At 78.4% G+C, this 20,295-nt stretch carries 19 protein-coding genes; 15 read left to right on the top strand and 4 right to left on the bottom strand.

The features are described from left to right. The first annotated feature begins 80 nt into the window (after positions 1-80). The 3 genes from D5H78_RS08860 to D5H78_RS08850 all read left to right on the top strand — a co-directional run bounded on the left by D5H78_RS08860 (position 81) and on the right by D5H78_RS08850 (position 3,006). Positions 81-728 (top strand): nucleoside/nucleotide kinase family protein, encoded by a 648-nt coding sequence (locus D5H78_RS08860; protein WP_119950072.1) that lies wholly within the window; start codon positions 81-83, stop codon positions 726-728. A 62-nt stretch (positions 729-790) separates the two neighbouring features. Beyond that, on the top strand, positions 791-1,684 hold the full coding sequence (locus D5H78_RS08855) for a sulfite exporter TauE/SafE family protein (RefSeq protein ID WP_119950071.1): 894 nt from the start codon (positions 791-793) through the stop codon (positions 1,682-1,684). A gap of 47 nt (positions 1,685-1,731) precedes the next feature. Beyond that, positions 1,732-3,006, top strand: coding sequence for a DUF445 domain-containing protein (locus tag D5H78_RS08850; protein ID WP_119950070.1), 1,275 nt, complete (start codon positions 1,732-1,734; stop codon positions 3,004-3,006). Positions 3,007-3,340: 334 nt separating this feature from the next. Here the strand turns inward: D5H78_RS08850 and D5H78_RS08845 are convergent, their stop codons facing one another. Then, positions 3,341-4,399 carry an LLM class flavin-dependent oxidoreductase gene (locus D5H78_RS08845; RefSeq protein ID WP_119950069.1) on the bottom strand — a complete coding sequence of 353 codons (1,059 nt, stop codon included), beginning with the start codon at positions 4,397-4,399 and terminating at the stop codon, positions 3,341-3,343. 36 nt (positions 4,400-4,435) lie between these two features. After that, a complete protein-coding gene (locus D5H78_RS08840; RefSeq protein ID WP_119950068.1) occupies positions 4,436-4,765 on the bottom strand; it encodes an antibiotic biosynthesis monooxygenase family protein in 330 nt (109 codons plus the stop codon). A 62-nt stretch (positions 4,766-4,827) separates the two neighbouring features. Between D5H78_RS08840 and D5H78_RS08835 the strand changes: the two genes are divergently transcribed. Continuing rightward, positions 4,828-6,003, top strand: a complete 1,176-nt coding sequence (locus D5H78_RS08835) for a CehA/McbA family metallohydrolase domain-containing protein (protein WP_119950067.1) — start codon at positions 4,828-4,830, stop codon at positions 6,001-6,003. A gap of 6 nt (positions 6,004-6,009) precedes the next feature. Here D5H78_RS08835 and D5H78_RS08830 read toward each other — a convergent pair whose 3' ends face one another. Further along, positions 6,010-6,414 (bottom strand): pilus assembly protein CpaE, encoded by a 405-nt coding sequence (locus tag D5H78_RS08830; protein WP_119950066.1) that lies wholly within the window; start codon positions 6,412-6,414, stop codon positions 6,010-6,012. A gap of 71 nt (positions 6,415-6,485) precedes the next feature. Here D5H78_RS08830 and D5H78_RS08825 point away from each other — a divergent pair, with 71 nt between their 5' ends. The 11 genes from D5H78_RS08825 to D5H78_RS08775 all read left to right on the top strand — a co-directional run bounded on the left by D5H78_RS08825 (position 6,486) and on the right by D5H78_RS08775 (position 19,230). Further along, complete coding sequence (locus D5H78_RS08825) at positions 6,486-8,237, top strand: SpoIIE family protein phosphatase (RefSeq protein ID WP_119950065.1); 1,752 nt, start codon at positions 6,486-6,488, stop codon at positions 8,235-8,237. A gap of 213 nt (positions 8,238-8,450) precedes the next feature. Further along, positions 8,451-9,719, top strand: coding sequence for an inositol-3-phosphate synthase (locus D5H78_RS08820; RefSeq protein ID WP_218566402.1), 1,269 nt, complete (start codon positions 8,451-8,453; stop codon positions 9,717-9,719). After that, positions 9,716-10,678, top strand: a complete 963-nt coding sequence (locus D5H78_RS08815; RefSeq protein ID WP_218566401.1) for a hypothetical protein — start codon at positions 9,716-9,718, stop codon at positions 10,676-10,678. Before D5H78_RS08820 ends, D5H78_RS08815 begins: the two co-directional genes overlap by 4 nt. After that, complete coding sequence (locus D5H78_RS08810) at positions 10,675-11,784, top strand: class I SAM-dependent methyltransferase (protein WP_218566400.1); 1,110 nt, start codon at positions 10,675-10,677, stop codon at positions 11,782-11,784. Before D5H78_RS08815 ends, D5H78_RS08810 begins: the two co-directional genes overlap by 4 nt. Further along, the gene (locus tag D5H78_RS08805; protein ID WP_119950064.1) at positions 11,781-12,830 is read left to right on the top strand and encodes a Gfo/Idh/MocA family protein; all 1,050 of its coding nucleotides are present in this window, start codon (positions 11,781-11,783) and stop codon (positions 12,828-12,830) included. Before D5H78_RS08810 ends, D5H78_RS08805 begins: the two co-directional genes overlap by 4 nt. Continuing rightward, a complete protein-coding gene (locus D5H78_RS08800) occupies positions 12,827-13,711 on the top strand; it encodes an MBL fold metallo-hydrolase (protein ID WP_119950063.1) in 885 nt (294 codons plus the stop codon). The genes D5H78_RS08805 and D5H78_RS08800 overlap by 4 nt, the downstream gene beginning before the upstream one ends. Further along, entirely contained in the window at positions 13,708-14,586 is an 879-nt protein-coding gene (locus D5H78_RS08795; RefSeq protein WP_119950062.1) for a sugar phosphate isomerase/epimerase family protein, read from the top strand. Before D5H78_RS08800 ends, D5H78_RS08795 begins: the two co-directional genes overlap by 4 nt. Further along, entirely contained in the window at positions 14,583-16,103 is a 1,521-nt protein-coding gene (locus tag D5H78_RS08790) for a YcaO-like family protein (RefSeq protein WP_218566399.1), read from the top strand. The genes D5H78_RS08795 and D5H78_RS08790 overlap by 4 nt, the downstream gene beginning before the upstream one ends. Next, the gene (locus D5H78_RS08785; protein ID WP_119950061.1) at positions 16,103-17,365 is read left to right on the top strand and encodes a glycosyltransferase family 4 protein; all 1,263 of its coding nucleotides are present in this window, start codon (positions 16,103-16,105) and stop codon (positions 17,363-17,365) included. The genes D5H78_RS08790 and D5H78_RS08785 overlap by 1 nt, the downstream gene beginning before the upstream one ends. Beyond that, positions 17,362-18,177 (top strand): PIG-L family deacetylase, encoded by an 816-nt coding sequence (locus tag D5H78_RS08780; RefSeq protein ID WP_119950060.1) that lies wholly within the window; start codon positions 17,362-17,364, stop codon positions 18,175-18,177. Before D5H78_RS08785 ends, D5H78_RS08780 begins: the two co-directional genes overlap by 4 nt. Before the next feature lie 9 nt (positions 18,178-18,186). Continuing rightward, complete coding sequence (locus D5H78_RS08775) at positions 18,187-19,230, top strand: App1 family protein phosphatidate phosphatase (RefSeq protein ID WP_119950059.1); 1,044 nt, start codon at positions 18,187-18,189, stop codon at positions 19,228-19,230. Here the strand turns inward: D5H78_RS08775 and D5H78_RS08770 are convergent. Continuing rightward, the gene (locus D5H78_RS08770) at positions 19,199-20,149 is read right to left on the bottom strand and encodes a sulfotransferase family protein (protein ID WP_165865671.1); all 951 of its coding nucleotides are present in this window, start codon (positions 20,147-20,149) and stop codon (positions 19,199-19,201) included. The two genes, D5H78_RS08775 and D5H78_RS08770, sit on opposite strands and share 32 nt — an antisense overlap. Between the last annotated feature and the right edge of the window lie 146 nt (positions 20,150-20,295).

Below are 20,295 nucleotides of genomic sequence, written 5' to 3'. Positions count from 1 at the left end.
GCTCGACCGGTGCGCCGGCCGGCGCGGCGGCGACGGCGGCGACGGCGGCGCGGCGGCCGGCGGCGGGCAGGATGGCGCGGGTGCAGGTGCGCCCCGTGACCCCCGAGCGGCTCGTCGAGGAGCTCGCCGGGCGGGTGCTCGCGGCGGCCGCGGAGCTCGAGCGCGCGCACGGCCCGCGGGCCTGGCTGCGCGTCGCCGTCGACGGCGCGCCGGCGGCGCGCCCCGCGGACCTGGCCGACGCGCTCGTCGACCCGGTGCGCGTCGGCGGGCGGGCGGCGCTGCGGGTGTCGGCGGAGGACTTCCTGCGGCCCGCGTCGCTGCGGCTCGAGCGCGGGCGGGAGGACCCGGACGCGTACCTCGAGGACCGGCTCGACGACCGGGCGCTCGCCCGCGAGGTGCTGGACCCCCTGGACCCGGGTGGGACGGGGCGCTGGCTGCCCAGCCTCTGGGACGCGCAGCGGGACCGGGCGACGCGGGCGGCGTACGCGCAGGCGCCCCCCGGCGCCGTCCTGCTCCTCGACGGGACGGCGCTGCTCGGGCGCTGGCTCGCGCTCGACCTCGTCGTGCACCTCGCGCTCGGCCCCGGGGCCCTGGCCCGCCGCACGCCGCCGCAGCTGCGCTGGACGCTGCCGGCCCTCGAGCGGTACGGCGCCGAGGTGCTGCCCGAGGAGGTCGCGGACGTCGTCGTGCGGGTGGACGACCCGCGACGGCCTGCGCTGGTCGAGTGAATGCTGTGTGACGTTCTCGTTCCGGTCAGTCCTAGCGCACCTGTAGGGATAAGGTCCCCCGCATGGAACGGCTCCTCGTCTTCGTCCTCGTCGGCCTCGGCGCGCAGCTCGTCGACGGCGCCCTCGGGATGGCGTACGGGGTGACCTCGACGAGCCTGCTGCTCATCAGCGGGCTCAACCCGGCCGCGGCCTCGGCGTCCGTGCACCTGGCCGAGCTCGGCACCACGCTCGCCTCGGGCATCTCGCACTGGCGGTTCAAGAACGTCGACTGGCGGCTCGTGCTCAGCCTCGGCGTCCCCGGCGCGCTCGGCGCGTTCGCCGGCGCCACCCTGCTCTCGCGCATCAGCACCGAGCTCGCGGCGCCGTGGATGGCGCTCGTCCTCGCGGTGCTCGGCGGCTACGTGCTCGTGAAGTTCGCGCTGCGGAGCGTCCGCGCCGTCCACGAGCCCAAGCCGCCGCACTCGCGCCGCTTCCTCGCCCCGCTGGGGCTCACCGCCGGCTTCGTCGACGCCACCGGCGGCGGCGGGTGGGGCCCGGTCGCGACCTCGACCCTGCTCTCGGCGGGGCGGGTGCAGCCGCGCACCGTCATCGGCTCGGTCAGCACCAGCGAGTTCCTCGTGACGCTCGCCGCGAGCGTCGGCTTCCTCATCGGGCTCGGGGGCGAGGGCGTCAACCTCGTCAGCGTCGCCGGGCTGCTCATCGGCGGCGTCGTCGCCGCCCCCTTCGCGGCGTACCTCGTGCGCGCCCTGCCCGTGAACGTGCTCGGCGCCGGCGTCGGCGGCCTGCTCATGATCACGAACGCCCGCACGCTCATGGCGGCGCTCGAGGTCACCGGCGCCCTGCGGGTGCTCGTCTACCTCGCCGTCGTCGCGGTGTGGGCGCTGTTCCTGCAGCTCGCGGTGCGCAAGCACCTCGCGAGCCGCGAGGAGCGGGCGCAGGAGCTCGTCGCGGCCTGACCGGCGGGCCGGCGCCCCTCGGTCCCGCGGCACGGCAGGATCGGGGCGTGCGCGCACCCGTCGACCCCACCGAGCTCTCCGCCGCCGACCTGGCGCGGCGGACCAGCCTGCGCCGGCACAAGGCCTTCGCGACCGGGCTGCTGCTCGTGGCGGCGGTGCTCTGGCTGGTGCTGCGGGCGCAGGAGGAGGGCGGGCCCGCCTGGGTCGGCTACGCCCGGGCGGCCGCCGAGGCCGGGATGGTCGGCGGGCTCGCCGACTGGTTCGCGGTCACGGCGCTGTTCCGGCACCCGCTGGGGGTGCCCGTCCCGCACACCGCGATCATCCCGCGCCGCAAGGACGCGCTCGGCACGAGCCTCGGGGAGTTCGTCGGCGCCAACTTCCTCGCCGAGGACGTGGTCCGCGGCAAGCTGCGCCGGGCCGAGGTCACGCGCCGGCTCGGCCGCTGGCTGCGGCGCCCCGAGGGCGCGGCGCGCGTCACCGAGGAGCTGGCCCGGGTCGTGCGGGCCGGGGCCGGGCTGCTGCGCGACGAGCAGGTCGTCGGCGTGCTCGAGCGCGCCGCCCTGCGCCGGCTGGGCACCACGTCGGTCGCGCCGGCCCTCGGCCGGCTGCTCGACCGCGTCGTGGACGACGGCGCCCACCACGGGCTCGTCGACCTCGCCGCCGAGCGCACCCACGACTGGCTCGTCGCCAACCGGGAGAGCCTGCTCGACCTCATGACCGCCCAGGCGCCGGCGTGGTCGCCGCGCTGGCTCGACGAGCGCGTGTCCGAGCGGCTGTACGCCGAGCTGGTCCGCATCGCGGCGGGCGTCCGCGACGACCCCGCCCACGACGCGCGCGGCGCCATCGACCGCTTCCTCGCCCAGCTCGCCCGCGACCTGCAGCAGGACGCGGCCACCGTCGCCCGCGTGGACGGCCAGGTCCGCGCCCTCGCCGAGCACCCCGCCGTGCACCGCTCGTTCGCGCAGGTCGTCGAGTCCGGGCGCACCACCCTGCTCGAGCTCGTGGACGACCCGGACAGCGAGCTGCGCCGGCGCATCACCGACGAGCTCGCCGCGCTCGGCGCCCGGCTCGAGGACGACGCGCCGCTGCGCGCCAAGGTCGACGCCCGGGTGGAGGACCTCGTCGGGTACGTCGTCTCGACCTACCGCGACGAGATCCTCACGCTGATCACCGACACCGTCGCCGCCTGGGACGCGCGCAGCACCGCGCGCAAGGTGGAGCTGCAGGTCGGGCGGGACCTGCAGTACATCCGGGTCAACGGCACCGTCGTCGGCGCCCTCGCCGGGCTCGTGATCCACGGCGTCGCCGACCTGCTGGGGTAGCGCCCGCCCCGTCACCGGCGCACCCCGCCGTGATCGTGCGCGGATGGCGCAGCTGGTCCTCCGTACCCCCGTGATCTCGCGCGCTCGGCGTGGCAGGTCGCGGGGGCGTCGCCCACGCCCTCCGGGCCTGCCGGCCTCCGCCATCCGCGCATGATCGCGGCGGGTGGGGGTGGAGCGGCGACGTCCGCGCAGGGTCGCGGCCGGCGGGTGGCGGCCCTCCGTGCAGGGTCGCGGCCGACGGGTGGCGGTCCTGCGCGCATGACCGCGGCGGGAGGGGTGGCCGCCGTCCCCCTCGCGGGGAGGGTGGGCGCCGTCCGCGGAGGGGTCGCGGGGGTCAGGCGACGGGGGCGGGCGCGGGCAGGCGCCCGGTGACCTCGGCGACCGTGCGCAGGCTGCGCAGCCGGTCGGCGGGGCGCCCGGACAGGGTGGTCACCATGAGCTCGTCGGGCGCGGTGCGCTGCACCAGCTCGTCGAGCCCGGCGCGGACGGCGGCGGGGTCGCCGACGACGTGCCCGAGCGAGGCCTGCTCGGCGATCGCGAGGTCGAGCTCGGTCCAACCGTGCGCCGCGGCCTCCTCGGGCGTCGGCATGCGGCTCGGGCGACCGGTGCGCAGGCGCAGAATCGCGAGCTGCCCGGTGCGCGCCACGTGCCGCGCCTCCTCGTCGGTGGGCGCGGAGACGACCGTGGCGGTGACCATGGCGTACGGGGCGTCGAGGTGCCGCGACGGCCGGAACGTGCCGCGGTAGAGCGCGAGCGCCTCCTCCGTGCCCTGGCCGGCGAAGTGGTGCGCGAAGGCGAAGCGCAGCCCGAGCAGCCCGGCCACCTGGGCGCTGTAGCCGCTGGAGCCGAGGAGCCAGACCTGCGGGGCGTCCTCGACCGACGCGAGCTCGGGGACGAGGACGAGGCGGGCGTACGGGTGGTCCTCGGGGAACGTGCCGTGCAGGAACCCGAGCAGCTCGCCGAGCTGCTCGGGGAAGTCCTCGGCGCCCAGCGACGCGGTGCGCCGCAGGGCGCGGGCCGTCGCGCCGTCGGTGCCGGGAGCGCGGCCGATGCCGAGGTCGACCCGGCCGGGGTGCAGCGACGCGAGGGTCGCGAACTGCTCGGCGACGACGAGCGGCGCGTGGTTGGGCAGCATGACCCCGCCCGAGCCGACCCGCAGGGTCGACGTGCGCGCCGCGACGTGCGCGAGGAGCACGGCCGGGGACGAGCTGGCGATGCCCGGCATCCCGTGGTGCTCGGCGAGCCAGAACCGCGTGGCGCCCAGGTCCTCGGCGAGCCGGGCCACGTCGACGGTGGCCTCGAGGGCCTCGTGGGGCGTCTGATCCGACAGGACCGGGGACAGCTCGAGGACGGACAGCGGCACGGTGGCGAGGTCGGGCACGTCCCTGCCCAACCCGCCCGTCCTCGGGCGTGTTCCGTGACGGGCGCCTCAGGCCGGGTCGGCGGCCTGGGCGACCTCGAAGCCCCAGACGGTCGCGCCGCTCGCGGCCGGCCCGCCGCCTCCGCCGCCGCCGGCGCGGGCGTGCCCCTGGCCGAAGGCCTGCGAGGCCGTCCAGGCGCGGAAGTCCTCCTCGCTGCGCCAGCGGGTGTAGACGAGGTACTGGTCGGTGCCCTCCACCGGGCGCAGCAGCTCGAAGCGCTCGAAGCCGGGGGAGGCCTCGACGGCGCCGGCGCGGCCGGCGAAGCGCTGCTCGAGCACCTCCCCGCGGCCGCCGGGGACGGTCAGGACGTTGATGGCGACGTACGGCACGCTCCCCATCCTGCCCGTCCTGCCGTCCCGCCGCTCGGACCGCGCGGGCCGCCCGGTAGCGTCCCGTCACCGTGGAGGACCACCGGCAGGACCAGACGCCCCGGCCCGAGCGCGCCTCGCGGGTCCTCGACGACGGCACCCGGCTGCTCTTCGCCGACCTGCACAACCACACGATGCTCAGCGACGGCGCCGGCGACCCCGAGCGGGCCTTCGCCCTCATGCGCGGCGCGGGCCTCGACGTGGCGGCGCTCACCGACCACGCCTCGATCCCGCACCACCAGCTGGACTACCTCGACCCGGCGGACTACCCCGACGAGGAGGCGCTGGCGCTGGCGCGGATGGCGCCGCACAGCATCACCGACGAGGGCTGGGCGCGGGTCGAGGAGCTGGCCGAGGCGGCCGACGTCCCGGGGGAGTTCACGGCCGTCCGCGGGTTCGAGTGGACCGAGCCGTGGCTCGGGCACGCGAACGTCTGGTTCAGCAGCGGCTACCTGGGCGTGACGACGCCGGGGCGGGTCGGCGGGCTGCACGCCTTCCTCGAGGACGAGGAGCCGCAGGCGCTCTTCGGCTACAACCACCCCGGGCGCGAGCCCGGCCGCTTCGGCGACTTCCAGCTCGAGCCGTCGCTCGTGCGGCGGATGGTCACCCTCGAGATGTTCAACCGGTACGACGACTACCTCTTCGAGGGCGTCGACCGCGGCCGGCCGTCGCCGCTGGTCGCCTGCACGGCGGCCGGGTGGCGCCCGGGGCTCATCGGGGTCAGCGACGAGCACAGCCGCTCGTACGGCCTGCGGGGCAAGGGCCGCACCGGCGTCTGGGCGCGCGAGCACTCGCGCGCCGGGGTGCGCGAGGCGCTGCTCGCGCGGCGGACGTACGGCACCCGCGAGGTCGGCCTGCGCCTGGACGCGACCCTGGACGGGGAGCGCTTCGGCGCCACGCTCGCGCCCGGCGGCGGCGCGCGCGAGCTGCGGGTGGACGTCGGCGGGGGGGAGCACGACGGGCGGCCGGTGCAGCTGCAGGTGCTCGCGCCGGGCGACGACGGCCTGCCGCGGGTCGTGGCGCTGCACGACGCGGTGGGCGGGGAGACCGCGGCGCTGGACCTGCCCGCGCCCGCGGGGCGCGAGCCGTGGCTCGTGCTGCGGGTCGCCGACCCGTCGCGCCGCGGCGCGGGGCCGTCCGGGCACCCGGGCACCGCGTGGGGGCTGGCCTGCGCCAGCCCGTGGTACCAGGAGGACGCGCCCGCCTGAGCGGGCTCAGGCCCGGCGGGCCGGCCGGGTCAGCACGTGCAGCAGGGCCAGGCCGTACGCCTCCGCGGCGCCCTCGGCGTCGACGGCGGTCCCGTCCGCCAAGCGCACCCGGTGCCGCCCGCCCTCGCGCTCGAGCGCGGCGAACTCCGCGCCGAGCATCGAGCGGAGCTGGTCCTCGGCCGGCAGCCACAGCGCGCGCGAGGTGTCGACGGAGTCCAGCGCCCACTCGGTCGTGCCGTTGAAGCCGAGCACGGGCCCGGTGGGGAACTCGTGCACCTCGACGACCATGTCGCTGAGCACGAACACCTCCTCCTCGAGCTCGGGCGCGAGGACCACGAACCGGTCGCCGCGCGCCGGGAGCCACTGCAGGCCGGCGCCGCGCAGGCGCATCGCGAGCGTCACGGGCAGCACCGGGGCAGCATGCCCGCCACGGAACCCGGTGACTCCCCGCGCTGCCGCGCTCACCCGTCTAGGCTGGGCGGGTGGCAGCGCGCCCGGTGGACGTGTCCCCCTCCTGCGCGCCCGCCGCGCGGCGGACCCCCGAGGACCACCTGCGCACGCTCCAGGAGGTCACGGCCGCGCTGTCCGGGGCGGTCCGCGAGGCGGACGTGCTGCGGGTCATCCTCGAGCAGGGCCGGGCCGGCTCCGGCGCGAGCGGCAGCGGCGTGGCGGTGCGCGACGGCGAGCAGGTGCGCTACGCCCACCTCGACGGCTACAGCAGCGACGTCCGCGCCACCTGGAGCGCCTTCGGGATGGACAGCGGGTCGCCGGTCACGCACGTCCTGCGCACCGGCGAGGCGCTGTTCCTCGGCAGCCCGCAGGAGGTGCTCGCGCGCTTCGACGTGCCCGTCATCCGCGCGTTCCTCGAGGCCTCGGGGGAGCAGGCGATGGTGCGCCTGCCGCTCGTCGGCACCACGGGCGTGATGGGGGTGCTGAGCTTCGGCTTCACCGCGCCGCAGGCGTTCTCCGAGGACGAGCGCGCCTTCCTCCTCGCGCTGGCCGGGCAGTGCGCGCAGGCGCTGGAGCGGGCGCGGCTCTACGAGCGCGAGCTCGCGACCGCCCGCACCCTGCAGCGCAGCCTGCTCCCGGGGACGCTGCCGGAGGTCGGCGGCGCGCGGGTCGCGGCGCGCTGCATCCCCGCGACGGCCGGCACCGACGTCGGCGGGGACTGGTACGACGCCGTGCGCCTGCCCGACGGCCGGCTCGGGGTCGTCGTCGGCGACGTCATGGGCAAGGGCGTGCGCGCCGCCTCGGTCATGGGGCAGGTGCGCAACGCCCTGCGGGGGCTGCTGCACGCCGACCCGGCACCCGCGGTGGTGCTCGAGCGGCTGGACCGGCTCGTCGCGGCCATGGAGGACGACGAGGAGCTCGTGACGCTCGCGTACGGCGTCCTCGACGCGGGCACCGGCCGCTTCACCTGGTCCGGGGCCGGGCACCCGCCGCCGCTGCTGCTGGGGGCGGACGGCGAGGCCCTCTACCTCGAGCCGGGGGAGGGGCTCCCGCTCGGGCTCGGCGGGGCGCGGGAGGAGACCGTCGTGGCCCTGGGGCCCGGCGAGGTGGTCCTGCTCTACAGCGACGGGCTCGTGGAGACCCGCCGGCGGCCCCTGCTCGACGGGCTGCCGCTGCTGCAGGAGCACGCGGCCTTCCTCGTCGCCGAGGGCGGGCAGGCCGACGGGTCCGGGCCGTGGACGGTCGGGCCCTGGCAGGGCCGCTCCTCCCTCGACGCCCTCGCGGACGCCCTCGTCGAGCGGATGGGCGGGGGCGGGGCGGCCGACGACGACGTCACCCTCCTGGCGCTCGGGCGCGAGCCGGCCACCGAGCTCACCGCCGAGCTGCTGCTGCCCGCGCGGGCGTCGAGCGCCTCGGCGGCGCGGGCCTGCGTGCGCGAGCGGCTCGCGGCCTGGTCCGGCGCCGCGGCGCCGGGCGCCCCGGGCGGCGGGGCGGGGGACCTCGCGGAGGTGGCGCAGCTGTGCGTCAGCGAGGTGGTCACCAACGCCGTCCTGCACGCCGCGTCCCCGGCCCGCCTGCGCCTCGCCTGGGACGGCGCCGTGCTGCGGGTCGAGGTCCGCGACGAGGGGGCGCCCTTCCGCACCGCGCTGCGCGTGCCCGGCGAGGAGGACACCCACGGGCGCGGCCTCGTGCTCCTCGACGCCCTGAGCCGGCGCTGGGGCCTGCACGAGGTCGAGGGCGGCAAGGCGGTCTGGTTCGAGCTCGCGGCGGGCCCGGCCGGCTGAGCCCGGGCAGCGCCGGGTCGTCGGCGCGCAGGGGTGGCGACCGGCGGCTGCGGGGCCGGTCGACGGGGCATGATCACGGGGTGACGAGCAGGTGAGCAGCGGCCGGCGGCCGCGTCCCGGGCGGTGCTCGGGATGCGCGCGGGCGCAGGGTGCGATTGCCTGAGCACACGGGGCGCAGGTGCCCCGGACGGAGCCCCGACACGGAGGTAGCACGTGACCGCCAGCACGACCCCTGGAACAGCACCCGGCCGCACCGTGGGCGTGGCCGTCGTCGGCCTGGGCGGGGCGGTCGCCTCGACCGCCGTCGCGGGCGTGGAGCTGCTCCGGCTGGGCTCCGGCACGACCGACGGGCTGCCCTTCGCCGGGCTCGAGGGCGTGGCCGGGCTGGCCCGCTACGAGGACCTCGTCTTCGGCGGCTGGGACCTCTGCGGCGACAACCTCGCCAAGGCGGCCGAGGTGCACGGCGTCCTGGACTACCGGCAGATGCAGGCCGTCTCCTCGGCCCTCGAGGGCGTGGTCCCGTGGCCGGCCGCCGGTGACGAGGAGTTCTGCCGCCGGGTCGGCGGCGACAACGTCGTGGCCGTGGCGCCCTCGGGGGGCAGCACGGGCCTGCGCCCGGTCGTGGACCACCTCGTGGCCGACCTCGAGCGCTTCCGGTCCTCCGGCGGGCGCGACGGCGGCCCGCTCGACGCCGTGGTCGTGGTGAACCTGGCCAGCACCGAGCGCTACCCCGACCTCGCCGACCCGGCCTTCGCGACCGCCGCGGCGTTCGAGGCCGCGGTCGACGCCGGGCACGACGGGATCCCGCCGGCCATGGTCTACGCGTACGCGGCGGTCCTCACCGGCTGCCCCTTCGTCAACTTCACCCCGAGCGTCGGCGCCGACGTGCCCGCCCTCGAGGAGCTCGCCCGGCGGCACGGCGTTCCCGTGGCCGGCAAGGACGGCAAGACCGGCCAGACGATGATGAAGACGGTGCTCGCCCCGGCCTTCCGCTCCCGGGCCCTGCGCGTGGAGGGCTGGTACTCCACGAACATCCTCGGCAACCGCGACGGGCAGGCGCTCGACGACCCGGCCAGCCTGGCCAGCAAGCTCGGCACCAAGGGCGGCGTGCTCGACGGCATCCTCGGCTACCCGGTCGAGGACCACGTGGTGCGCATCGACTACTACCGGCCCCGCGGCGACGCCAAGGAGGCCTGGGACAACATCGACCTCGTCGGCTTCCTCGGCCAGCGCATGCAGGTCAAGGTCGACTTCCTCTGCCGCGACAGCGTGCTGGCCGCGCCCCTCGTGCTGGAGCTCGCCCGCTTCGCGGACCTGGCGCAGCAGCGCGGGGAGAGCGGCCCGCTGGAGCAGCTCGGCTACTTCTTCAAGTCCCCGCACGTGCCCGCCGGCGCGCGGGTCGAGCACGCGCTGCACGAGCAGGAGCGGGCGCTCCTGGAGTGGGTGCGCACCGGCTCGGCGAGCGTCGCGGGCGCTGAGTGACGGCCGCCCTCCCCGCGGCCGACCCGCTCCCCGCCGAGGTCCTCGCGGTCGTCGGACGGGCCGCGCCGGCGCTGCGCGAGCTCAACGACCTCAAGCGCGTCCGCACCGCCGGCAACCCGCGCTCCCTCGCCGAGCGGGCCTTCCTGCGCTCCTGGGCGCGGCTCGCGGGGGGCGAGGACGTGCGTGCCGTCGCGCTCGAGGAGACCGCGGCGCTCGTCGCGGCCGGGCGTCTCGGCGGCGTCGACGCGGCCGTCCTGCAGCGCGCCGGGCTGCCGGTCAGCGGTGCGTTGGGCGTGCTGCGCCGCTCGTTCGACGAGCTGGCGGGCGACCTGCCCGCGCGGGACGAGCTGCGGGCGGCGCTGCACGGCGACGTGCGGCGCGCGCCCGCCGCACCGCCCCCCGGCTGGGCGCTCGCCCTGGCCGAGCAGCCGCGCGCCGGCGCGACGCGCCCCGGGCACGCCCGCGTCGTCGTGGAGCCGCCGGAGAGCCACGGGGACCACTGCCTCGTCACGGCCGCGTACGGCTGCCTGCTCGCTCCGGCGGTGGGCGCGGACCGGGCGGACGCGTTCCTGCTGGGCCTGGCGCACCACCTGCACAACGCCGTCCTGCCGGACAGCGGCTTCACGGGGGAGGTGCTGCTCGGCGACGCCCTCGAGGGCGTCATGGCGCGCCTCGAGCAGGAGGCGCTCGCCGAGCTCGCCGCGGGCCTGGCCGACCGGGTGCGCCGCGTCCTCGCCGCGCGCGCGGACGCGGCCACGCCGCTGGGGCGGGCGTTCCACGCCGCCGACGTGCTCGACCGCGTCCTGCAGGTGCACCACCACGCGCGGGCCGCGGCCTTCACCGCGGACCAGGCGCTCGTCGACCTCGACCTTGTGCACCCGGGGCCCGTGCAGGGCTACCAGCTCGACGTGCTCGCCGCGGCGGGGCTGGGACCGGGTGGCGGGGAGGGCGCCGCGTGAGCGGCGCCCTCGCCACCGAGGTCGACGGCCGCCTGGAGGTGGGCGGGGTGCCGTACCTGCGCCCGGGGCGCGACGCGCTCGTGGGCGCGGCCCGCGCCGCGCTCGGTGCCGGCGACCCGGCCGGTGCGGCGGCCGTGCTGCTGCGCGACGCGGACGACTGGTGGGACGGGCCGCTGCCGGACGAGGAGGAGGCCCGGGCCGCGGGCGCGGCGGGGACGCTGCGCGAGGCGGTGCGGCTGCTCCGGCTCGGGCGGGTCGGCGACTACCTGGTGCACCGGTGGTCCGACCCCGTGCTGCTCGCGGGGCTGGGCCTTCTCTCGCTCGGCTGGCCGGCGCCCGGCACCCCCGTGCTGGACCTCGCCTGCGGCACCGGGCCCCTGCTGCGCGAGCTCGCCCTGCGCGGGCAGGCCCCGCTGGCCGGTGCCGACGTGGTGCTCGCCAAGCTCTGGCTGGCCCGCCGCCACGTCCTCGACGACCCGGGCGTGGCCGTGGCGCCGCGGCTGGTGTGCCTCGACGCGGCGCAGCCCTGGCCCGGGGCGCTGGCCGGCCCGGTCCCGGCGCGCACCGTCGTGTGCCTCGACGCGCTCTACTTCCTGCCCGACCCGGCCGGCACGGCGGCGCGCATGCGCGCCGCGGCCGGGCAGGCGGGCAGCGTCCTCGTGGGCGGCGTGCCCAACGGCCTGCTGCCGGCGCGGGGCGGCGGTGCGCGGCTCACGCCGCACGACCTGGCCGCGATGCTGCCCGGGGCCGAGCTCTACGACGACGCCGACCTCGTGCGGTGGACCGTCGAGCGCGAGGCGCCGCGCGTCCGCACGCCCGACGAGCTCGGCGCGGCGGTCACCGTGAGCGCGCTGTGGCGGGCGCCCGGGGCCGAGCCGGTGGCCGCCCCCGACCTCGGCGCACCCCTGCCGGGGCGCCGCCTGCGGCTGAACCCGCTCTACGGCCCGGACGGCGCGCTGCGCTGGCCCAGCGAGCGCTACGAGCGCGACTACGCGGACCGCTCGCCGTACCTGCCGCCGCGCCTGCCCGACGAGGCCGACCTCGCGGCGCGGCCCGAGCACTGGGCGCGCCGGCGCGTGCTGCTCGACCTGCCGGAGCGCTGGTGACGCGCCCCGTGGGGTGGGCCGTCGTCGGCGGCGGGTGGGTGGCGCGCGACCACTTCGCCCCGGCCCTGGCGGCGTCGGCGGGGGACCGAGCCGTCGTGGTGTGCGACGTCGACCCGGCGGCCGCCCGGCGCACGGCAGCGGCGCTGCCGGGCGCCCGGTGGACCACCGACGTCGACGACGCGGTGACCGACGCGGCGGTGCAGGCCGTGTACGTCGCGACCCCCAACCACGCGCACCGCGCGCCGGTCGTGGCCGCGGCACGGGCCGGGCGCGCGGTGCTCTGCGAGAAACCGCTTGCCGCGACGCTCGGCGACGCGGCCGCGATCGTCGCCGCCTGCGACGGCGTCCTCGCCGGCAGCGCGTTCGACCAGCGGTGGCACCCCGCGCACACCGCGCTCGCCGCGCTCGTGCGCGCCGGGGCGCTCGGCCCGGTCACCGCGGTGCGCATCGCCTACGGCTGCTGGCTCCCGCCGTCGTGGACGCCGCCGGGCGCGACCGTGCCCGACAACTGGCGGGCCGACCCGCTGCGGGCGGGCGGCGGGGCGTACGTCGACCTGGCCCCCCACGGGCTCGACCTCGTCGGGGCGCTGCTCGGCGAGGACGTCGAGCGCGCCACGGCGGTGCTGCAGCGGCGGGTCCACGACTACGCCGTCGACGACGGCGCCGTCCTCGTCGGCACCACCGGCGGGGGAGCCCTCGTGAGCCTGCACGTCTCGTACAACACGCGGGACGCGCTGCCGCGGCGCCGCCTGGAGGTCGTGGGGACGCGCGCGCAGGCCGTCGCCGTGGACACCATGGGCCAGACGGCGGGGGGCGCGCTGACCCTGCTCGACGGCGCCACCGGCGCGGCGCAGCCGGTCGCGTTCGACACCGCCCGCTCGCCGTTCGCCGCCCAGCTCGCCGCGTTCTCCGCCGCCGTCGCCGGGGAGCGCGCGTGGCCGTACCCGCTGGAGCGCGACCTGGCCCTGCTCACCCTGCTCCACGACGCCGCCGGGCTCGTCCCGCCCGGCGAGCACCCGCTCGAGGCCCTGGAGGAGCCCGCATGACCCCCCTCCCCACCCGCGCGAGCCGCGCCCACCGGGCGTACTCCTGCACGAACTGCGGGCACTGGCAGCGCTGGTTCGCCGACGCGCCGCCCCCGACGTGCCCGGTCTGCGCCGACGTGCGCAACGCGCTGCCCGACGACGGGTTCGCGTTCCTCACCGCCGAGGAGGCGGACGCGGCGGTGACCTGCTCCTGGCGCGAGGTGCTGCCCGGCGTCACCGAGTTCTCGTGCGCCCCCGACCTCGGGCTCGGCTCGAAGGGCTGGGTGCTGGAGACCGCGGCCGGGCTGCTCGGCTTCGAGTGCGCGCCCTGGTACTCCGACGCCGCCGTGGAGGAGCTGCGGCGCCGCGGGGGCCTCGCGGTGCTGGCGTCCAGCCACGTCCACGGCTACGGCGCGCTGTGGCGCCTGCAGGACGAGCTCGACCCGCCCGTGGTGAGCACCGGGGTGGCGGACCTGGTGTGGACGAAGGCGTTCCGCGTCACCTGGCCCGCCGACGAGGTGCTCGACCTCGCCCCCGGGGTGACCCTGCACCGGACCGGCGGGCACTTCGACGGGCACAGCGTCCTGCACGACGCGACGCGCGGGCTGCTCTTCTGCGGCGACTCCCTCAAGGTGGACCTCGCGCCCGACGGCAGCGCGGCGGCGCTCAGCGCCCACAAGGCCTTCCACGCGCAGATCCCGCTGAGCCACGGCGAGCTGCGGCACTACCGCGAGGTCATCGGGTCGCTCGACTTCTCCACCGTGCTCACGCCGTTCGAGCACGCCGAGGGCGTGACGACCGCGCACGTGCTCGCGCTCGTCGACCACCTGCTCTCGGCCCCGCCGTCGAGCTCGCCGGTGCCGATGGAGCAGCTCGACGCGATGGCGGGTGTCCGCGCGTGAGCCTGCGCTACGCGTACAACACCAACGGCATGGCGCACCACCGCCTCGACGACGCGCTCGACCTCCTCGGCGAGCACGGGTACGACGGCGTCGCCCTGACCCTCGACCACCACCACCTCGACCCGCTCGCGCCGGGGGCCCCGGCCGAGGCCCAGCGGGTGCGCGCACGGCTCGACGACCTGGGGCTCGCGGCCGTCGTCGAGACCGGGGCCCGCTACCTGCTCGACCCGCGGGCCAAGCACGAGCCCACGTTCGTGACCCCGGACGCGCCCGGGCGGGCGCGGCGGCTGGACTTCCTGCGCCGCACGGTCGACGTGGCCGGCGTGCTCGGCGCGGAGACGGTGTCCTTCTGGGCGGGCGTGCCGCGGGCCGGCGTGGACCGGGGGGCCGCGTGGGAGTGGCTCGTCGAGGGCGTGGCCCGGCTCGCCGAGCACGCCGCCGGCCCCGGTGTCGCGCTGAGCTTCGAGCCGGAGCCGGGGATGCTCGTGGAGACGCCGCGGGAGTGGGAGCGCCTGCGCGACGCGGTGGCGCAGGCGGCGCCGGGCACCCCGCCGCTGCTGCTCGCCCTGGACTCCGGCCACTGCATCGTCACGGGCGACCTCGCGCCCGACGAGGCCGTGCGGGCGTACGCCGACCGGCTGGGCACCGTCGCCGTCGAGGACATGCGCCGCGGGGTCCACGAGCACCTCGCCTGGGGCGAGGGCGACATGGACGTGCCCGCCGTGCTCGCCGCGCTCGACGAGGTCGGGTACCGCCGGCTCGTCACGGTCGAGCTCTCGCGCGACAGCCACCGGGCGCACGAGCTCGTGCCCCGCACCATCGCCTACCTGCGCGCGGCCGAGGCCCGCGCAGCCGACGGGAGGACCGAGCCGTGAGCGCCGGGACCACCAGCAGCGCGGCCGACGCCGCCGAGCGCTACCGCGCGGCGATGCCCGCGGGCGACCTCGTCGCCTTCGCCACGTCCCCGCTGGACCGCGTGGGCGTGCCCGCCTGGGCCGCGGTCTGCTTCGGCGCCGACGGGTCGGTGCCCGCCGGGCACGGCTACGGCGCGACGGACGACGAGGCGCTGCGCTCGACGTGGGGCGAGGCGGCCGAGGCGGCGCTGCTGCGCCGCCGGCTGCGCCGCACCCCGCCGCGGCGGGCGTCGTACGCGGAGCTGCTCGCCGAGGTCGGCCCGCGCGGCGTCGCCGACCCGCTGACCCTGTGCCTGCCCGCCGGCTGCGGCTACGCGCCGGAGCGCCCTCTGGACTGGGTGCCCTTCACCCGCTGGGGGAGCGGGGAGGAGGTGCTCGTCCCGGTCGAGCTCGCCGCCGAGGAGGAGGCGGACCTGCCACCGGGCAGCGCGCCGCCGCCCGGCGGGCGGCTCATGACCCTCATCACGAACGGGCTCGGGGCCGGCGACACGCTCGAGCGCGCCGTGGCCCACGGCCTCGGCGAGCTGCTCCAGCGCGACGGCAACGGGCTGCGCTTCCGGGCGCTCGACCAGGGCGTCGTGCTCGACCTCGGCCCCGGCGACTGCGACGTGCACGACCCCGTTACCCGCGAGGTGCTCGCGGACCTGCGGGCGGCCGGGGTGGAGCCGCTGGTCAAGCTGGCCACCACGGCCCTCGGGGTCGTGGACCTCTACGTCGTCGGCGACGACCGCGAGCCCGACCTCGCGCTGAAGGTGACGGCCGCCGGCGAGGCGGCGCACCCGGACCGCGAGGTGGCGCTGCGCAAGGCGGTGCTCGAGTTCTCCGCGGCCAGGGCCCGCAAGGCCTTCATGCATGGCCCGCTCGACGCGGTGGCGGCCGTCGCGCCGGGCGCGTACCTCGACCGGTGGCTCGCCACGGGGGCGAGCGACCCGGCGCACCAGGAGCGCCGCACGCTCGAGGAGATGGTGCGCTGGCTGTCCTTCGACGCCGACGAGTTGCGGGAAGCGCTCTCCGGCAGCGTGCTGTCCCGTCGGACGAGCGTCCCCTTCGCCGACCTGCCGACCACCCCGCTCGACGGGCCGGGGGCCACCTGCGCCCACCTCGTCGACGTCCTGGGGCGTGCCGGGCACGACGTCCTCGTGCTGGACTGCTCGGCCGACGGCGCCGCGGCCGCCCGCGTGGTGGTGCCCGGCCTCGAGGTCGAGACCATGAGCTACGGGCGCATCGGCGAGCGCGGCGTCGCCGAGCTGCTGCGCCGGGGCGACGGCACCACCGGCGAGCACGGCCTCGTGGGGCTGGGGCCAGCGCCGGAGGGCGCGGCGCCGGTCCTGCTCACCGCGGAGGCGCACGACCGCCTCGGCGGCCGGCCGTGGTTCGACCGGGCCGCCGCCGAGCGCGTCGTCGGCCCGCTCTACCCGCTCTACCGCGAGCCCGCGCGGCACGCCGCGCAGCTCGCCCTCGGCGCCCGGAGCCGCTGATGCGCGTCTGCTTCGTCAGCCGGCGCTACTGGCCGGCGGTGAGCGGGATGAGCGTCTACGCCGAGCAGCTGCTCGCGCAGCTCGCGGCGCGCGGGCACGAGGTCGTCCTCGTCAGCCAGTTCCGGGGCGACCCGGACGGCGTGGCCGTCTACGGCGGCGGGCCCCCGCCGGCCGAGCGGGTCCCCGCCGGCGTGCGGGCCGTCCCGGTCGAGGCCGTCGGCGAGCAGCGGGTGGCCGACGGGCACGACGCGGACTTCGACGCCGACATCACCGCCGTCGCGGACGTCGTCGAGCGCCTGCACGCGGAGCGGCCCTTCGACGTGCTGCACGCGCAGTACGGCTGGCCGACCGGCATGGCCGTGCTCGAGGCGTCGGCGCGGACCGGCGTGCCGTCGGTCGTGAGCATCCAGGGCGGCGACGGGCACTGGGTGGGGCTCTGCTGCGACCGGCACGGGCACGGCATCCGGACCGTCCTCGCCCACGCGGGGCGGCTCCTCATCGGCTCGGCGTCCTTCGCCGAGGAGGTCGCGGCCAACCACGGCACGCCGCTGGAGCGCTTCGACGTGCTCGGCGGCGCGACCGACACGACGGCGTTCGCCCCGGCGCCCGGGCGGGCGCCCGGGGACCTGCAGGACCCGCCGGTCCTGCTCTTCCACGGCCGCGTGGACCGGCGCAAGGGCGTGCTCGACGCCGTGCGGGCCGTCGCCGCGCTGCGCGACGCGGGGCGCCCGGTGCGCCTCGTCGTCTCGGGCATCGGGCCGGACGTGCGCGCGGTGGACGACCTCGTCGCCGAGCTGGGGCTGCAGGACCTGGTCGACCAGCTCGGCTACGTGGCGCACGACAAGGCGCCGGAGGTGTACGCCGCCGCCGACGCCTTCCTCAGCCCCACCGAGTCCGAGGGCTTCTCCAACACCATCCTCGAGGCGATGGCCACGGGCCTGCCCGTCGTGAGCACCCGCTCGGTCGGGGTCGTGGACTGCGTGCGCGACGGCGAGAACGGCCTGCTCGTCCCGGTGCACGACGTCCCGGCCCTGACGGCCGCGGTCGAGCGCCTGCTCGCCGACGGCCCGCTGCGGCGCCGGCTCGCCGCCTGCGCGCTGCAGGAGGTCCGCACCCGCTGGGCCTGGCCGGTGCTCGCCGGCCGGGTCGAGGCGGCGTACGGGGAGCTGGCCGGCACGGTCCCCGACCTGTCCTGGCGGGACGTGGCGGCGCCGGACGCCGACGCGGCCTGCCGGTTCCTGCGCGCCCCGCACCTGCTGTGAGCGGCGCCGCCGACCTCGCCGGGGCGCGCGAGGTCGTCGCCGTCTCGCCCCACCTCGACGACGCGGCCTTCTCCGCCGGCGCCGCGCTGGCCGGGCTCGCGGCGGCCGGAGCGCGCGTGCGGGTGCTCACGGTGTTCACGGCGACCGTGCCGGACCCGCAGGGCTTCGCGCTGGCCTGCCAGCTCGACAAGGGCCTGGCCGCGGACGTGGACTACATGGCGCTGCGGCGCGCCGAGGACGACGCCGCCATGGCCGCGCTCGGCGCGCGCGGCGAGCACCTCGGGCTGCCCGAGGCCCCGCACCGGGGCTACGGCGACGCGCCGGCGCTCTTCGGCCCGGTGCTCCCCGGCGACGTCGCGCAGCCCGCCGCGGTGCTCGCCGCGCTCGAGCGCGCCCTCGACGCCGGGCCCGCGCCGGACCTGCTGCTCGGCCCGCTGGCGCTCGGCGACCACGTCGACCACCGCCACGTGCGCGACGCCGTCCTCGCCCTGGCCGCCCGCCGCGGGCTGCGGCTCCTGCTGTGGCGCGACACCCCGTACGTCCTGCGCCCCGGCGCCCCCGCGCCGTCGCCGGGCGACCTCGCCGTGCCGGTCGGCCCCGCCGCGCTCGACGCGAAGGCGGCGGCGTGCCGGGCGTACGCGACCCAGCTCGGCTTCCAGTTCGGCGGCGCGGACGGCGCCGAGCGCGCCGTGCGCGCCCTGGCCGCCGCCGAGGGCGCGCGCCTGCTCGGCGGCGGCGCCGCCGAGGCGCTGGCCGTGCCGCCGGGGCACCCGGGGGACCCCGGGGGCGGCGGCCCCGGCCGCACGGGGTAGACCAGCACCGTGCACGTCGGAGCCCTGGTCGAGGACGCGGTCCGCGGCGTGCTCGCGGGCTGGCTGCGGCGGCGGGGCTGGCGGCCCCGGGTGCTGCCCTACACCGGGTACGGCGCCGGCGGGCGGGTGCGCGTGCTCGCCCGCGTGCTGCTCACCGCGCCGTCGGTGCGCGCCGACGACGCCGGCGAGCTGCACCGGGGCTGGCGCGCGTTCCTGTCGATGCCCGTACCGGGCGTGCGGGTGGAGGCGGAGGTCGGCGGCGCGGTGCACCCGCTCGTGAGCGACCGCGGCGGGTACGTCGACGCCGAGGTGCCGTCGGACCTGGGTCCGGGGTGGCACCGGGTCGTGCTCGCCGTCCCCGGCGGGCGGGCGGCCGCGGGCGACGTGCGGGTCGTCGACCCCGGCGCCGAGGTGGCCGTCGTGAGCGACATCGACGACACGGCGATGGTGACGTTCCTGCCGCGCCCGCTCATCGCCGCCTGGAACACGTTCGTGCTCCGCGAGCACGCCCGCCGGCCGGTGCCCGGCATGGCGGCGCTGCTGCGCGAGGCGGCGGCCGCGCACGGCGACGCGCCGGTGCTCTACCTGTCCACCGGCGCCTGGAACGTCGCGCCGACGCTGCGCCGCTTCCTCGCGCTGCACGGCTTCCCGCCCGGCCCGCTGCTGCTCACCGACTGGGGTCCGACGGCGACCGGGTGGTTCCGGGACGGGGCGGCGCACAAGCGCCAGGCGCTGGCCCGCCTCGCCCGCGAGCTGCCCGGCGTGCGCTTCCTGCTCGTCGGCGACGACGGGCAGCGCGACCCGGTGATCTACGGCGAGGTAGCGGCGGAGCGGCCGGGGACGGTCCTGGCCGTCGCGATCCGCGAGCTGACCGCCACCGAGCACGCGCTCTCCCACGGGCTCGTGCCGGCGGTGCCCGGCGGTCCGCACGGCGAGCCGGTCACCTGGGTCAGCGCCCCGGACGGGTACGGCCTCGCCGCGGCGCTGCGCCGCGAGGGCGTCCTGCCGGCGGGGGGCGCGCTCAGCGCGGGACCGGCGCCCCGGCGACCCTGAGGCGCTCGAGCGCGGCGTCGTAGCGCGCCGCGAAGCGGTCGCGGTCGGCGCCCTGCAGCGCCTGCTCCCAGCGGCCCAGGTTCGCCGCGCGCGGCGCCATGTGCTCGGCGTGGAAGCGCAGCACGCCCGGTGCCGGGTCGAGCCCGAGGAAGTCCAGCACGCGGTGCAGGGTGGCCTCGCGGTCGCGCAGGACGAGGTCCTCCAGCTGCACCGTCAGGACGTTCGCGGCGGGCACCCGCGCCAGCGCGCGCCCGGCGCGGAGCATCCGGGCCTCCCACCAGTCCAGGGCCGAGTCCATGTCGTCCGGGCCCCAGTAGCGCGGGGCGACCGAGGCGCACACGTCGCGCCCGTCGCGGACCATGTGGACCAGGCGCAGGTCCGGGAGGAACCGCACGAGCGAGTCCACGCGCGCGGCGTTGAGCGGCGTCGTCTCGATCCAGCGCTCGCGGCCCAGCGCGCGGGCGGGCGGGTCGAGCAGGTCGTGGACGAGGCGGCGCGCCGCGGCCGGGGCGTCCTCGCGCAGCCGGTCGCGGAAGCCGTCCAGCGCCCGCTCCAGCACCTCCGGCTCCAGGCCCTGGTGCAGCCCGACGACCTTGCCGTTGCCCGCAGTGCGGCGCCACCAGGGCCCGCGCAGCCGCTCCTCGAAGGCGCTCGGCCCGCCCACCGGGCGCAGCGGCCGCGGGGGTGCGGCGGTGGCCAGGGCGGCCCGGGCGAGGCGCCGCAGCGGGCCGCCCTCCCGCTCCTCGACGAGGTCGCAGAGGCCGAAGCGGTCGGTCAGGAAGCGGACCTCCCACGGCCGGGTGCGGGCGATGCGCGGGTGCCGGTCGAGCATGCGGGCGACGACGGTCGTGCCGCTGCGGCCGGTGCCGCCGGTGAAGGCCGGCGGGGAGAGCACGGGGAGGGGGGCGGTGTCCGGCACGGCGGCCATGCTGCCAGCGCCCCCGGCGGGGAGCGGGCGTACCCCGCAGCGGCGCCGCGCACACGCCCTGCACCGCCTGCGCAACGGTTGCGCGGGGGTGGGAAGCCTCACAGGCCGCAGCGGGTGCGCCCTGCAGGTGCCCCTCA

It is taken from the genome of Vallicoccus soli, assembly GCF_003594885.1.
GTDB classification, from domain to species: domain Bacteria; phylum Actinomycetota; class Actinomycetes; order Motilibacterales; family Motilibacteraceae; genus Vallicoccus; species Vallicoccus soli.
This window is presented reverse-complemented; position numbering and strand designations above follow the sequence as displayed.

Excerpts from the sequence above, each read along its gene's own strand:
- D5H78_RS08855 (WP_119950071.1), top strand. The coding sequence starts at position 791 with ATGGAACGGCTCCTCGTCTTCGTCCTCGTCGGCCTCGGCGCGCAGCTC.
- D5H78_RS08840 (WP_119950068.1), bottom strand. The coding sequence starts at position 4,765 with ATGGGGAGCGTGCCGTACGTCGCCATCAACGTCCTGACCGTCCCCGGC.
- D5H78_RS08800 (WP_119950063.1), top strand. The coding sequence starts at position 12,827 with ATGACCCCCCTCCCCACCCGCGCGAGCCGCGCCCACCGGGCGTACTCC.
- D5H78_RS08785 (WP_119950061.1), top strand. The coding sequence starts at position 16,103 with ATGCGCGTCTGCTTCGTCAGCCGGCGCTACTGGCCGGCGGTGAGCGGG.